We start from the raw sequence: 14,176 nt of genomic DNA, 5'->3' as shown, positions 1-14,176 counted from the left end.
TGGGGGCCGGCCGAAAGTCTTGGCGACTTCCGCTACCTTTCCTGCGGGCGAACGACGTTCCCTACGGCTGGGGGTGATAGGATTTTTGGATGGACGCGAGACAGAAACAGCGATCGAAACGGCTTGATCCGGAGTCCTATCGCGGGCTTGCTTGGGTCCACTGGACGATGGCGATTGAAGATCGTCGAACAGGTTGGTTGGACCCGCGTTTCTTGTACAAGTTCCGTGAAGTCCTCGCCCATGCAATGTTTCGTTACCAGTTGGCGTGCCCCATTTTCTGCTTGATGCCAGACCACGCCCATCTGTTGTGGTGCGGATTAAGTGAAAGTACTGACCAACGTCTCGCGATGAAGGCGGTTCGAAAGGATTGGAACTCTTGCTTGAAGCGAATCGGTTTCCAGTTTCAGCGGCAGCCTTACGATCATGTGCTGCGCGAATCAGAATGCGAGTGTTCGGCAATCGAAGATGTTGCGGAGTACATCGCTCGCAACCCCGAACGGAAAGGGCTTGTGCCGGTCGATGGATTTGCATGTTATATCTATACCGGATGCCTGATCCCTGGTTATCCCAACCTCCGATTGTTTGAGCCAGATAGTTGGGAGGTTCTTTGGCGAACTCTCTCGTTCTTAAAACGAACCGAGTGTTTCCGTCGCAATGACCCAAAGTACGCACAGAAAATGTAGCGGAACTCGCCAAGAGTTTCGGCGATTGGGCTCCAGCCGAAAGTCTTGGCGACTTCCGCTACGGTCTTGGCGAACTACTAACGAGCCACAAATGCACGGAAGGCCGCGTTGAGCTTTTGAGTCATTGGGCCGGGTTTGCCATCGCCAATGACTCGCCCATCGAGTTTGACCGCGGGGATGACTTCGGCGGCACTGCCGGTTAGGAAGCATTCATCGGCGACAAAGATGTCGTGACGGGTCATGGCTTCCTCGGCCACTTCGATCCCATTTTCGCGAGCGAGATCAATCACGGTGTTACGCGTGATCCCTTCAAGGATTCCTGCATCGATTGGTGGGGTGATCAACCGGCCGCCACGGACGATGAAAATGTTGTCGCCGGTGCACTCGGCAACTTCGCCTTTGGTGTTCAGCATCACCGCTTCAATGCACCCGGCGCGAATGGCTTCGATCTTCGCCATGATGTTGTTGAGGTAGTTCAACGACTTCACGCGGGGGCTGAGCGCGGCGGGATGGTTGCGGATCGTCGACGCGGTGATCAGTTCCAAACCTTCGGTGTAGAACTTCTCAGGGTACAACGAGATCGTATCCGCGATGATGATCACTTGGGGATCTTCACACGAGAACGGGTTGAGCCCCAATTGGTTGCCACCACGGGTGACGACCAAGCGAATGTAGCCTTCTGTCAAACCATTTTTTGCAACGGTTTCGTTCACTGCAGTCGTCAAAGCATCGATTGCGATGGGAATGTCCAGCATGATCGCACGAGCGCTTTCGTAGAGCCGTGTCATGTGGTCTTCGAGTGCGAACACTTTGCCCGAGTAGATCCGCATCCCTTCGAACACGCCGTCGCCGTACAGCAGTCCGTGATCGTAGACACTGATCTTGGCGTCTTCGCGTGAGAAGTATTCACCGTTGATGTAGATGGCTTGGGTCATGCCCGGAAACTCAGAGATTGAAGGTGCGATGGATGTGTGTTGTCGGTGAGTGGGCGAACTCAGCTTGGGAACCCGGTTTCAGTCGACCGATGCGTTGGTGACCGCTCCGACTACGTCGGCATCAAAATAGTTGATGGACATGCCGGCATCGACCACGATCGATTGGGCTGTGATTCCACTGCTGCGTGACGACAGTAAAAAGGCTGCCGTTGACGCGACCTCGTTCGTGGAAACTGCTTCCCCGCGTGGGATGACTTTTTCTGCGTACAGGTAGGAATCGACGTAACCAGGGATCCCCGCCGAAGCACTCGTTTTCAGCAGCCCAGCCGCGACGGCGTTGAAACGCACTTGGCTGAATCGGCTGAACGACTTGGTGAGAAATGCCAAAGACGATTCCAGGGCGGCTTTGATCGGCGCCATGAAGCCGTAGCTTTCGCTGGCCATCCGCGTGGTGCTGATCCCAATCGTGACGACGCTGGCATCGTTGGCGAGCTGATCTTTGATGGCATTGCAAACTGCGACCAATGAGAACGCCGAGATGTCGATCGCTTGAAGGAACTGACGGCGGGTGGTTTCGTGGAACGGACGGATGCCATCGCTGTAATCCGCAAAGGCAATCGAGTGGACAACACCGGCGAGCGTCACGTTGTCTCGTTGAAGTTCAGCGGCCATCGCTTCGATGTCCTCTTGTTGTTCAACGTCGCAAACGATCAACCGGCGGTCGGCCAACAATTTGGACAAGCTATCTCGACGAGCTTCACTGCGAACGGCATAGATGACCTCTCCGCCGGCCTGCTCGATTTGCTTGGCGATGGCGAAGGCAACGCTTTTCTTGTTGGCGACACCCATGACCAGGAATGTCTTGCCAGACATCCCTAAGAAATCCATCGCCGGAGTTGGTTCCGTGCTCACGATGTTGCATCCGAGTCAGAGGAACCGGTTGGTTGAGTCTGGGTGATGCTGCATGCGAATTCGAGCCGAGTGGTGACCTTCCCGTTGAGCAGCATTTTGCCGGAGAGGAAAAAAGCGTTGGAAAGTTGTTCTTTGAGCGTCACATGAATGTCGACTGTGTCGCCCGGCCGCACCATGTTTTTGAACTTCACGCTGTCCATTCGAGTTGCCACGGGCACAAACTCACCCACAGCGGGCGTGTGTTCGGACAGCAGGATCGCTCCGGCTTGCAGGCAGCATTCGCACTGAATCACGCCGGGAACCAATGGGTAATCGGGAAAGTGCCCCTGCACAAAGAACTCGTCTGCGGAGAACGTTTTGCGGGCGTGCAGCGTGTTCTCGGTGATCTCCACCACTTCATCCAGCAACAGCATGGGAGCGCGGTGGGGAATTTTGGCCTCAATGTCTTTTGGGCCAAGTTGCCGAGTTTCGGTGGAGTCGTTGGGTGTGTTCATCCCCGTATCAAACGCCATTTTTGGGGCGATCGTCAAGGCCGGCGAAAGAGGGTTTGTTCACGTTCGCGGAGGAACGCCCGCCTCGTGTGCGATGATCGGCAATACCGAGCCAATTGTGAATTGTGCTGATCGGGATACAAGTGCGAATAGTGACGCAAAAGGTTCGCGTGGAATGCCGTGATTCGTCTGCGTCGCCCCGGATGGGGCCGTCTTCCATAGCTCGGGGTGGAAGCCCCGAGTCCTTGGCGAAGAACAGGAGGTCGCCCCGGATGGGGCCGTCGTGAACGTTGGAGAGCCTCGCTGACGCTTTGGGTTTCCATTTCGACGGGATTGGAATCCCATCGTACGGAACTTGAGCGTCAGCCCAACAGGGGCAGCTTCGCTCGGACGTTTTCTGGCAGGCTTTCCAACCATCGTTGACGAGTCGCATCATCATTCCAAACCATCAGGCCAATTGCGATCGCGAGCAGCAACGCGACATACGGGGAGACCAACAGGCTGACCGGTAACAGTGAGAGCACGACCAGCGTCATGTCGACTTTGTATCCACAGCCGATCATCGCCAACCAAACTCCGCTCATCACAACGCCGTGAGAGCAAAGCGTCGCGATCACGGCACCTTGCAAGCCATACATCGGTAGCAGCCAAGCGTTCAGTGCAAGGTTGCTGAGCAATCCGGCTGCCATCGCGACTGGAACCCATTTTCCTTTTTCAACCGTCCACAGATAGTTCTGACCGACGGTCACGAGAGCTGCCCAAGTACAAAAGCAAAGAGCCATCGGCATCAATGTCATCCCGTCGGTGTAGCGGCCTTGCAATAGCACATTGAAGATCCAAGGTCCAAGCAGAATCGCCATCGCGCTTCCGCATGTGAAGACGATCGACACCGCCAGCAACGCATCACGCAATCGAGTTTGCACCGCGGCGAAACGTTTCGCTTCCCAGTCCGCAGACAAATAGGGCAGCATCACCCCACCGATCATTGTCCCCAGGCTCAGCAACAGCATGGGAATGATGCGGCCGGAATGATATTGGCCAACCGCGGCTTGCCCAGCGATTTCAGCGGAGAGTGTTTCGGTGGCGGGAATGAAATGCAAAATCATGTATCGATCGGAAAGCTCAAAAAGGTTCCCAATCAAATTCATCAGCCAAAGAGCGGTCGCGTAGGGTGCCAGTCGGCGAATCATGTTCCACAGGCCAAATGGGACGTCATCGGACGGCAGTGTTTTGTCTGCAGTGGGTGAGTTGGATTCTTCTTCCGAGTCTTGAAGAATCTGCGCTGAATCCCAAGAGCGAACGAGTGACCACAGCCCTGGTAGCGATGCGACCAAGCATGATGCGGCAAACATCCAGACAACGCCGGTGAATGTTCCACCAGTCAGCAACCATGCAACACTGAGCAGCGTGAATCCAACGCCCTGCATGAATTGCATGCATGAGACCATTCGGACTTGCCGAAGTGAACCGTTCAGGTCACTGATGAAGTTGTAAACAATCATCCCGACGACTGCGCCCGCGACGCCATAGATCAGTCGGTTGTCTTGCGGTTGCAGGAAAACGATCCATCCAAACCAATCGGGAAGCCACAACATGGTTGTGACGAAGATCACTGTGCAGGACAGTGTCCCGATCGCGATCCGGCGTACGAATGGTGTGAGTGAACGTTTGAGGCGAAAGTGTTCCGTGAATCGAGGCAGCACCCCGGGGATCCCCAGCAGCATCACCGGAGTGATCAACGTGATGAATCCAAACGCCATCGACCAGCGCCCGACATCGGTATCGTCCATCAAGCGACAAAACGCCATGCCGCGAATGAATCCGATGCCACGCCCGAGCACCGTCATTGCCAACATCACGATCATGCCGATCGCGAGCGAATCGACGCGAAAGGCTGAACGGGGTGTGGTCGATTGGGTGGCTGAGTCGGCGGTCGACATCGGCAATTGGCTTCGAGAATCGGTTGGATCATTGCGGGCGACGCGGACGAATTCGCGTCGGGATGCCACGTGTTGAGTGGCGGCGTTTGCAAAGGTTGGCTCGCTGATCGGTGTCACCTTGTTCACTTTGTCGTTCGCAGGAAAAGATCGAGAAATCATGTGGGACGAAGGTCCGTTCGGAACGGTCGTGCGGATTTTTCGCTGCAAAACGTTGACAGGGCACTGAGGTGTGCTATCGTGATAGCACACAGGTTCGGTGCATCGTCTGGTGTCTCGAACTCCTTCCCAGGAGACGCCCATGTTCTTTTCCATTGACGCGGCCAGCGACGTGCCGATCTACGAGCAGATCGTTCGTCAGGTCAAGCTCGCCGTTGCCGATGGCACGCTGGTGGGAGGCCAAATGCTCCCCAGCGTGCGTCAGCTTTCTCGCGACATCGCGCTGAATCCCAACACGATCGCGCGGGCCTATCGCGAGCTACAGGCCCAAGAAATTCTCAAGCCACTGCGTGGTCGCGGGATGGTGGTCCGCCGCGATGCGATCGAAGCCTGCACATCCGCCCGTGATGACTTGGTCGGGGACGGGGTTCGCCGCGCTCTGGCCGATGCGATTGCCGGTGGCATGTCGCCGGATCAGTTGCGGTCACTTTTTGAGTCGGAGCTGGCGCGATTGAGTGCAGCCGCCACGAAGTCCAACTCAGACGAATCAAACCTTGAATCTGCTTCTTCCTCCAACAACGAGCCGAGCCATGAATGAATTGGATTCCATCGGGCGTGAGCCAACGACACGGGAAGCTTCTGACATTGCCTCGAATCGACCTGCGTATGATTCGCACCAAGCTCGGCCGAATGTTGAACCTGGAGGCATCATTCAAGTCGATCGAGTGAGCAAGCGGTTTCGAAACACGGTCGCTTTGGACAACGTCAGTTTGCATGTTCCGGCGGGGACTGTATTCGCGTTGCTCGGTGAGAACGGTGCGGGCAAGACAACGTTGATTCGGATCTTGACCGGCTTTCAAAAGCCAGACGCGGGAATGGCATCGATCTTGGGACATGACTGTGGTCAGAACTCCGAGGAGATCAGGCGAAAGATCGGCTATGTGTCTGACTCGCCGGCCCTGTATGAGTGGATGACTCCACCTGAAATCGGATGGTTCGTTAGTGCGTTCTACGACGATGGCTTCATCGCACGCTATCGTGATTTGATCGAAGAGTTTCAGGTTCCGCCGGCGACGAAGATCAAATCGATGAGCAAAGGCCAACGAGCCAAAGTGGCTTTGGCGCTCGCGACGGCTCACGACCCTGAACTGTTGATCTTGGATGAACCGACCAGTGGGTTGGATCCGATGGTCCGCCGTCAGTTCTTGGAATCGATGGTCGACCGTGCCGCTGCGGGGCGAACGGTGTTGCTATCGAGCCACCACATCAATGAAGTCGAACGAGTCGCGGACATGGTGGCGATGATTCATGGCGGCCAAGTCAAATTGGTTCAGTCGATGAACGACTTGAAGCAGCACACTCGAATCGTGACAGCGACGATGGATGACGCTCATGTCGAATCACCCGATTTGCCTGGGCGGGTGTTGAGCGAAACGAGCAACGGTCGTCAAAGACGTTGGGTGATCACGGATTGGAACGACGCCGGGGATCTGCACTGGGGACCTAATGATGGTGTGCGCCAATTCCATGTCAGCGTGCCGACGCTCGAAGAAGTCTTCATTGCGGTTTGTGGTCAACCCATTCGGGATGAGCCATCGTCATTCGATCGTCGTCAGGAGGTGAACGATGGCCACTTCGCTTGATGCTTTTGCTTACCCGGCCGTTTCGCGTCCACGATCAGCATTTCAGCATTTGGTTTGGAAAGACTTTCGGATGCTGCAACCGCTATTGTTGGCGGGTGTCATCGGCACGGCGGCGTTGTTCTTGCTGGCGGTCCTTCGTGCCGCGATCGATCCGGCCTCGGATCCGAGCCTGACGACACTTTCCGTGTTGTGGGTGCTGCTACCCAACTTGGTGGCACTCGGAATTCCACCGATCTCGCTGGGCACGGAGAACGAAGAGCGAACCCTGGATTGGTTGCGGACGTTGCCGGTGACTTGGTGGCAAGTGTTGTTGTCCAAGCTGTTGATCGGGTTCGCTGCCTGGGTGCTGGCGGTCTTGGTTGCGTCGGTTTGTTTTGCGCTGTCGTGGTTGGTGTTGCGGGGAGGCTGGGATTGGTCTGCGATCGGACGGATCTCCGGTTCGGAATCGATCTTCGAGCTGATGGTTTACGGAGTGGGCTTGCTGATCTGTGGCTGGATCGCGGCGTTGATCGTTCGCAATCCGGTCGGTTCGGTGATGTTGGTGATCCCGTTGATCGTGGGCCTGACCTTGTTGTGGAATTACTCGGTCGCTGGGTTGGTCAGCACGCATTTCCACTATGGCGTCACGTTCTTGGAGGCGACCGCTGCTCAGCGAGTTTCGATGCTTTGTTTGGCAACTGTTTACCTCGCTGCACTGGGGGGCGTGGTGGCCGGATTGGCTCGGCATCGTTTAGCTGGCGCGAGTGACCACCGTTGGCAGGCTCCAGCGGTGGCCTCGACTTCGGCTTGGCAACCAAGCGTGGTGCAAGTGGCTTGGCATGCCAAACCGCGTCCGTTTCGTGCATTGCTTTGGCAACAGGTTCGGCAGACTCGTCTGGTCATTGGTGCCGCGTTCTCGTTTGCCCTGTTCGCGCTATTATCGATTTGGACGGATGGAAATCATGGTTTTCATGATCTGTTGCTTGTCCTCGGATGGCCGGCCGCTCATCTGATGCTAGGAGTCGCGGCTTTTCACGGCGATCGTCGGGGGATGCGGCAAGGGTTCTTCGCCGACCGTGGATGGCCACCCAACCTGATATGGGTGACGCGACTGATCCCAACCGCCTCGGCATCATTGTTTCTGATACTGGTGTTTCCGTTTGTTTCTGGCCTCGATTTGTATCTTGGGATGCATTACGGAACTGGAACCTTGTGGCAGGCTTTCGGGTTCAGCGTGGTCGTCCAGACCCTCTTGTTCTTGATCGGCGTTCTAACCGGGCAGTGGGGCCGCCGGCCATCGCTGGCGTTCTTTGGCGCACCTGTGGTGGCTCTGCTCTGGATGCTACCCGCGTTTGGCCTGCTCGCGTTCTACGGAGGCTACACCGGGTTGCTGTGGCTGGCGGCCGGGGTGTTGCTGTTCGCAAGTCGGCGTTTGACGCCTTTTGTGATGGAAGGTGTTTCTTCGGCTGCTGTGTGGGGACGAGGGCTGGCGTATTGCCTGCTGGCTTTGGGGGTGATGTGCCTATGTCTCTTCATTCATCGTTGGTGGACGACGCCGTCGGAAATGCCGCAGTGGCGAAAGCAGATGTTGGCGATCGTTCAGGAGCCCATCACGCCTGAGACTTTGGAGTCAACCGTTGGGGTGTTACCAGGAACTCGGAATATCCATCTGAATGCGGATGTGTATTCCCTGGAAGATTATGAAATGGATGCCCGGAAAAGCTTGCTGTTGTCTGAATTTCCAACGGTCAATTTGGTGGAAGCTTCAGCTTTTCAATACACTGTCCGTTTACATCCGAGTCGATCTTGGGCTGGTCAGCGAATGAACTATGCCTTCGAGAATGAAGCAGCAAGATATCGTGATGTGGAGCTGCGATTGGATGCAGAACTGAAGTCCAGCGAAGTGATGGGGGAACACGTTTCGCAATCGGAGTTGTATGGCTTGTGCGTCGACACGCCGATCGCTGCTAAGGGATATGCCAGTGTTCCGAATTGGAATGGGCTGCCTTACGGCGTGAGTCCGTATCAACATTTTCAGTGGCATCCCTTTCGCCGCAAAGCTCTGGAGGTTGCGGCAAAATGGTCAAAGCTCTCTCGCGAGCAGTCGTTTGTGTTCGGTGCGTTGGGCGAATTGCTCAACAATGCCGAGTCCAACGAATGGATCGTGATCAATGGTTTGAGACAGATTGCTTACGAGCAAAACCTGTTCAGCGACGAAGCTCTTCCGCAGTCCGAAGAGGATCAATTGGATCGCGAAGCATTCATTCGTGTTGTCGATCAATTGGTCAACAAAGATCTTCGGCGAGAGAGTCGCCAGCGATCCCTGATCGCCGAATGGCAACGTTTTCAGACGGGAGAGTGGAGCGGCTGGTTCGATGATGAGCTGGGAAACGAGAAGTCGTTCTTAGACGCTCCGTTGTCGGAACCGTTCTACCGGTTGGAATTCGAGCAAACGAGGTTTGAACGGATACTCGATGTCGCGGTTCGCAACACTTTGGATCAGCTGGAAGATGGCTTGCCCGAGTGGGATGATCCCGAGCTGACTAAGCAAAGGCTGCTATGGACCAAACTGCTGAAGGACCGTCGTTCCGGTGTCGGTCACCAGGAAGTCGCATCACCACCTCGAGCTCCCGTCTTCTATCGCGAGCAAGATTTGCTAATCGATGAGCTTCGTCAGATGGCAGACCGCTTGCGTGAAACGCAGCAGAGCAACGTAGGCCAGGTTTCACCTGGCACTCGAGCCGATGCTTTGTCACAAAGCGAGGTGAGTCACAATTTGATTCTCGAGTTCGAACGAGTACCGTCCAATCACCCCGCCAGGTAGGACCTGGCCTACGGGGAAGATGAGTCTGCCGAGAATGGCAGCGACAATCAGCGTTGACTTTTCTTCTTCGACGCGACCGTTGTGGAGCTGTCTTCGGGTAGTAGTTCCTCTGTCATCTTGGCCCGGTATTCCATCATGCTGCCAGGCCCCTGGAAGCCAACGACGGACTCGTCCCAGATCAGTTCTTTGCTGAGCAAATAGCCGTTGTCGACATCGAAACGCAGCGTTCCGTTGCTGAGTTGCTGAATGACTTGTGCCCGCAAAGATTCTTCTTCGATCGGAGTCAGCGTTTCACTCTTCACGCTCAGCGTTGCTACACCGGCTTTGACCTTCTTGAGCGTGTAAAGCTGACGAATTTTGATTTGCTTGACGAAGCCGTCTTCGGTTCGGGCTTGGATTTCGGAAGGAACGGCCCATGATTCGCCAATCTTGACGGGTTTGTCAGGCAGTGCCAACGCAAGTGTCCCCATTCCCAGTGAGGACTTGGAACCCGCATGGTCTTCCCGGCGGACTTCTTGGCCCTGCTTGTTGATCGTCACCGTTGCCAACGGAGTTCCGATCTGCGAAGCGACAACGCTGAAGATTTTTGGCGGTTCTTCGCCCGTGGTGCTATCCCACTGAACTTCATCCGCGTCGCCGCTTTGCTGCGTCATGGCGACGGATTCGATCGAGTGATCGAACGTCATTTCGGAATTGTCGGCTTCCGCAACGGTCCAGGCTCGATTGCTCTTGGTGTGAACATTCGCAATTTCTTCGGACCCATTGATGCGAGTCTTGGTTTTGGCAACGTGGGTGACTTCATAGCGAAGTGTTTGACCAGGCTGAAGCGAGTGTTTCAGCGAGTAGGTTTCACCGGATGCGTCGTCTGCTTGTTCTAAAACCGACTGTTCTTTGGCGTTTCCGATCGATTGAGGTACCAGAACGCTCTGTGTTCCCAGGCAGGCCAGTCCGATCAAAGCGAGGCGACGGGACGTGGGAGGGATTCGCAGCAACATCGTGGTGGGCTCCAGTCAAAGTTTTATCGGTGGGAAGGGACCAACTGTGTTCGCCGATACCAAATGCTGAGGTTCGCTGCCAGTGGAATACTTCGCAGACGATGGTGTTGTGTTTTGGTGTCGGTGAATTTGCGATGAAGACGAGCCGGCTCTTTTCGTGAAGGTTCTCGCGTGGGTTCCTTTTTGACGTTGATGCCTCGCCAGTCCATGCGAAAAGTGGAGCTGCACGAGAATCCCTCTTTGGGCTCTCGTCTCATCCTCCTCCACGGTCTTCATTGTGATGTCCATCAACCGCCGCCATTTCGAATCATCTCTCAAGCACCCATTGGATCCGCGAAACAACGCCGCATTCACGTTGATTGAGATGTTGGTGGTGATTTCGATCATCGGTGTGTTGGCAGCGTTGTTACTCCCGGCCGTTTCGAAAGCACGTGAAGCAGCTCGAGCCGCTCAGTGTCAGAACAACCTCAAGCAATTTGGTGTCGGCCTGACTGGACGGACAGTGAACGCGCCCAATGGTGAGTTTTGTTCAGGTGCATTCGACTTTCGTCGTGATGGTGTGCCCACTGAAGTGGGATGGGTGGCGGATCTGGTACGACGCGGCGTGTTGGTCAGCGAAATGCGGTGCACCAGCACATCGGCTCAGGCGAGTAGCGCCATCGAACACCTGCTCAGTGACAACGAGGCCGACTGGGCGACCAACGACTGCGTCGATCAGTTGGGCGCCGAGGAATACACGAACGAAATGGGCACCGTTATCAAGAATGTGGCTCGGTTGATCGAGGCGAGTCCCGCGGATCGAGTCGAATATATCGAACGCAAAATGCTGGAAGACGGTTACAACACGAACTACGCCGCGTCGTGGTTCCTGGTCCGTAGTGAAGTGATTTTGGACGAAAGCGGTCAGCCCCAGCCCAAAGATTCTGCCTGCACAAATGATCTGAAGTCGCTCAACGTGACCCGTGGTCCATTGACGACGCGTCTTTTGGACACCGCCAAAGCACCCAGCAGCACAGTTCCGCTTTTGTGTGATGCGTCGCCGATTGGCCAGCTTTCCGGCAACGTCGGTGAATTGACATCTGGAACGCCGTATGTGACTCCCATCATCGGAGAGCCAATTCTGTACAAAGAAACCGATCCAAATTATCTGAAGGAACCGGTGATTGCCGCCAGCACGCCACGCGAAGGCGTCTCAGGATGGCTGCGAATTTGGAATTACGACACGCGACAAGATTACCGCGGGATGTCGAGTCACCATGGTGGTGTTTGTCACGTCCTGATGGCAGACGGAAGTGTTCGGGGACTGTATGACGCCAATGGTGACGGTTTTATTAACAATGGATTCCCAATGGACGCCAACTTCTGGACCGATGCCGAAGTCGAAGCCGGCGACTTGGAACTAGCGAGCTACTACTCGCTCAATAGCAAGGGTGAAGAACTCTAAAGTCGGACGCTATCGATCCGCGAAATAGATCGAATGTTGCGCCCGACAGTCCGCTTTTTGCTGGCTCGGCAGTCTCCTTTGCCATGCGTCCGGCAATTGCTTGGTCTCTATCACTAACGCACTGGCACGTTCGGGCGATGACCAGCGAAATGCCCGCTTTGCAATCTTGCTATCGACTGAATCGACAGAGCAGTTTTGCATGAATCAGTCTCAGAAATGTGTGTGAAGTCTTGGTGAAGACTCGCGGGCCCTCGGTTTTGATTCGATGAGTTTTGTGAGTCTTATCGCGGGAGAATTCATCAAGAAAGCTGCCTTCGCAACTGTGTGAATGCGAAGCGAATGAGTAGGGATTGTGAAAGGTTTGTGAATGCAAGTTGTGAAGCCTGTTGGTGCTATCGGCTTCTTGTAAAACACCACCCAAATGAATGTCTTGTCAGCCACCGAATCTGTTCAAGGAGGCTGACAGCAACCAGAAGCTTCTCTACCGAAAGGAGGTTTGCCTTAGCCTGTGGCACACGTCACGGCAACTGAAAGAAGACGATTGGCGTGATTGCAATCACGCAATGGAATTGAAGCTTGGGAGAGAGTCTCTCCACCAGGTTTCGTTCCGAAGAAGAAGGAGTCGGTGACGCTCGACAAGCTGAAGCTTGCTGGAACAAGTCTCAGCTCTTGTGAGTCCAACGCCACCAAACTCACCACATCTCATTTTAACACAAGGTCGAAGCCGTTCGGCTTTCGGCAACTAAAATCTCAGGAAAGACTATGAAGTCGCAATTTCGAAAATCAGGTTTCACCCTGATCGAGTTGTTGGTCGTGATCGCGATCATCGCTCTGTTGGCAGCTTTGTTGTTGCCAGCCATCACCAAGGCTCGCGAAGCTGCCCGTGCAGCTCAGTGCCAAGCCAACCTCAAGAACATCGGCATCGGCCTGTTCAAATACAGCAATCGTGCTCCTTCGGGAACGTTCTGCAGTGGAGCGTCGGACTTCCGACGCGATGGTTGCATGGACGAATACGGTTGGGTTGCTGACCTCGTCAACGTTGGCGACGGCAACATGAACGAGTCGTTGGACCCTTCGAACCCATTGAAGGGCTCGGAAAAACTCAATGACTTGTACGGGAAGGACACCACCGACGCCAAGGACGCTGCACCGTTGGCACGCCTGAGTGCTGGCCAGTGTGGCAAAGCAGATTGGCAAGGCGTTTCGGGCGATGGAAGCTCCACCACCTTTGGCGGAACGGCTCCAGAAACCGCTGTTCGTGCCGAGTTGATCGCTCGCTACTTTTTGACCAACGGTTACAACACGAACTACGCCGCTTCTTGGCACTTGGTCCGTGGAATGGTCAAAACCGAAGCTGATCCGAGCACCGGCGAATTGACCACTTGGTCCGGCGGTGGATTCAAGGGTTTGGGCGGATCGACTGGTCCAATGAGCGTCGCCGACTTGGAGCGAAGCCGTATCAGCAGCAGCAACGTTGGCTTCATCGGCTGTGCAGCTCCTGGCGATGTCGACGAAGCGATTCTCGGTGCGACTCTCGGTTTCGATGGAACCGGCGTCTGGGGAACTGCCCTGAATCAAACCGAAGCTGTCGAGTACATCGCCAGCGGATCGTTGTTGACCGAAGCGTTCAACGACGGACCTGCCTACTGGAATGCGACTGCAGGAAACTTGGACTTGATTGGTAGCAACGAAACTCTGCTCGCGCAAATCGGTTGTGAGCGTGGCGAACCCACCACAGCTGGATGTGCTGCTCCAACCGGCCCAGGCGGCAACGGGATCTACATGCAAGACACTCGTGACTGGTACGCCGTTCACGCAGGTAGCTGCAATATCCTGATGGGCGATGGTCACGTTGAAGTCTTCGCCGACAGCAACGCCGACGGATTCTTGAATCCTGGTTTCCCCGTCACCGGTTTGACCGAAGCTGAGATCTCTGGTGTTGGCTACGCCGACGACAAGTTGGAAATGCCTCGCGACAAATTCTTCGCCGGTATCTTCATCAACGATGGCTACTTCAAAGGCAACTTTGAGTGATCCATTTCGGGTTTGAACAATCCGTTTCGTAAGGTGGAATCATTGCGAGTTCCGTCCATTCAAGCCACGGCATCTTTCAATGGATGCCGTGGCCGTTTTACGCAAAGCATGCCACCCAATGAGCGCGAGTTCAGGAATGT

10 protein-coding genes and 1 pseudogene are annotated in these 14,176 nt (G+C 55.2%); 6 read left to right on the top strand and 5 right to left on the bottom strand.

Translation table 11 applies throughout. The features are described from left to right. The first annotated feature begins 89 nt into the window (after nucleotides 1–89). Entirely contained in the window at nucleotides 90–683 is a 594-nt protein-coding gene (locus tag RB_RS16620) for a hypothetical protein (protein WP_164922124.1), read from the top strand. 77 nt (nucleotides 684–760) lie between these two features. Here the strand turns inward: RB_RS16620 and ilvE are convergent, their stop codons facing one another. The 4 genes from ilvE to RB_RS16600 all read right to left on the bottom strand — a co-directional run bounded on the left by ilvE (nucleotide 761) and on the right by RB_RS16600 (nucleotide 4,961). Continuing rightward, nucleotides 761–1,618 carry a branched-chain-amino-acid transaminase gene (gene ilvE, locus RB_RS16615; RefSeq protein WP_007336792.1) on the bottom strand — a complete coding sequence of 286 codons (858 nt, stop codon included), beginning with the start codon at nucleotides 1,616–1,618 and terminating at the stop codon, nucleotides 761–763. A 78-nt stretch (nucleotides 1,619–1,696) separates the two neighbouring features. Beyond that, a complete protein-coding gene (locus RB_RS16610) occupies nucleotides 1,697–2,530 on the bottom strand; it encodes an enoyl-ACP reductase (protein ID WP_011121724.1) in 834 nt (277 codons plus the stop codon). Then, complete coding sequence (locus RB_RS16605) at nucleotides 2,527–3,042, bottom strand: 3-hydroxyacyl-ACP dehydratase FabZ family protein (RefSeq protein ID WP_164922123.1); 516 nt, start codon at nucleotides 3,040–3,042, stop codon at nucleotides 2,527–2,529. The genes RB_RS16610 and RB_RS16605 overlap by 4 nt, the downstream gene beginning before the upstream one ends. Nucleotides 3,043–3,383: 341 nt before the next feature. Beyond that, nucleotides 3,384–4,961, bottom strand: a complete 1,578-nt coding sequence (locus tag RB_RS16600; protein ID WP_193427784.1) for a lipopolysaccharide biosynthesis protein — start codon at nucleotides 4,959–4,961, stop codon at nucleotides 3,384–3,386. A gap of 298 nt (nucleotides 4,962–5,259) precedes the next feature. On the opposite strand from RB_RS16600, the gene RB_RS16595 reads away from it, so the two are divergent. From RB_RS16595 to RB_RS28605, 3 genes and pseudogenes are all read left to right on the top strand, one after another. Next, nucleotides 5,260–5,715: a GntR family transcriptional regulator gene (locus tag RB_RS16595; RefSeq protein WP_007331692.1), complete on the top strand. Its 456-nt coding sequence runs from the start codon at nucleotides 5,260–5,262 to the stop codon at nucleotides 5,713–5,715. Nucleotides 5,716–5,842: 127 nt separating this feature from the next. Continuing rightward, complete coding sequence (locus tag RB_RS16590) at nucleotides 5,843–6,760, top strand: ABC transporter ATP-binding protein (RefSeq protein ID WP_011121719.1); 918 nt, start codon at nucleotides 5,843–5,845, stop codon at nucleotides 6,758–6,760. A gap of 2,742 nt (nucleotides 6,761–9,502) precedes the next feature. Beyond that, nucleotides 9,503–9,586 (top strand): annotated as a pseudogene (locus tag RB_RS28605) (hypothetical protein); the annotation flags it as partial. A 24-nt stretch (nucleotides 9,587–9,610) separates the two neighbouring features. Here RB_RS28605 and RB_RS16575 read toward each other — a convergent pair. After that, the gene (locus RB_RS16575; protein WP_011121717.1) at nucleotides 9,611–10,558 is read right to left on the bottom strand and encodes a DUF6263 family protein; all 948 of its coding nucleotides are present in this window, start codon (nucleotides 10,556–10,558) and stop codon (nucleotides 9,611–9,613) included. A gap of 280 nt (nucleotides 10,559–10,838) precedes the next feature. On the opposite strand from RB_RS16575, the gene RB_RS16565 reads away from it, so the two are divergent. Both RB_RS16565 and RB_RS16560 read left to right on the top strand, forming a co-directional pair. Beyond that, nucleotides 10,839–12,002, top strand: a complete 1,164-nt coding sequence (locus RB_RS16565) for a DUF1559 domain-containing protein (protein ID WP_011121715.1) — start codon at nucleotides 10,839–10,841, stop codon at nucleotides 12,000–12,002. Between the two features lie 762 nt (nucleotides 12,003–12,764). Beyond that, entirely contained in the window at nucleotides 12,765–14,036 is a 1,272-nt protein-coding gene (locus tag RB_RS16560; protein WP_007327030.1) for a DUF1559 domain-containing protein, read from the top strand. The last annotated feature ends 140 nt before the right edge of the window (nucleotides 14,037–14,176 follow it).

The sequence above is a fragment of the Rhodopirellula baltica SH 1 genome, from assembly GCF_000196115.1.
GTDB classification, from domain to species: Bacteria; Planctomycetota; Planctomycetia; order Pirellulales; family Pirellulaceae; genus Rhodopirellula; species Rhodopirellula baltica.
The sequence above is the reverse complement of the archived record's forward strand: the minus strand, read 5'-3'. Positions and strand labels throughout refer to the sequence as shown.

Excerpts from the sequence above, each read along its gene's own strand:
- RB_RS16620 (WP_164922124.1), top strand. The coding sequence starts at position 90 with ATGGACGCGAGACAGAAACAGCGATCGAAACGGCTTGATCCGGAGTCC.
- ilvE (WP_007336792.1), bottom strand. The coding sequence starts at position 1,618 with ATGACCCAAGCCATCTACATCAACGGTGAATACTTCTCACGCGAAGAC.
- RB_RS16605 (WP_164922123.1), bottom strand. The coding sequence starts at position 3,042 with ATGGCGTTTGATACGGGGATGAACACACCCAACGACTCCACCGAAACT.
- RB_RS16600 (WP_193427784.1), bottom strand. The coding sequence starts at position 4,961 with ATGTCGACCGCCGACTCAGCCACCCAATCGACCACACCCCGTTCAGCC.
- RB_RS16595 (WP_007331692.1), top strand. The coding sequence starts at position 5,260 with ATGTTCTTTTCCATTGACGCGGCCAGCGACGTGCCGATCTACGAGCAG.
- RB_RS16575 (WP_011121717.1), bottom strand. The coding sequence starts at position 10,558 with ATGTTGCTGCGAATCCCTCCCACGTCCCGTCGCCTCGCTTTGATCGGA.
- RB_RS16565 (WP_011121715.1), top strand. The coding sequence starts at position 10,839 with ATGTCCATCAACCGCCGCCATTTCGAATCATCTCTCAAGCACCCATTG.
- RB_RS16560 (WP_007327030.1), top strand. The coding sequence starts at position 12,765 with ATGAAGTCGCAATTTCGAAAATCAGGTTTCACCCTGATCGAGTTGTTG.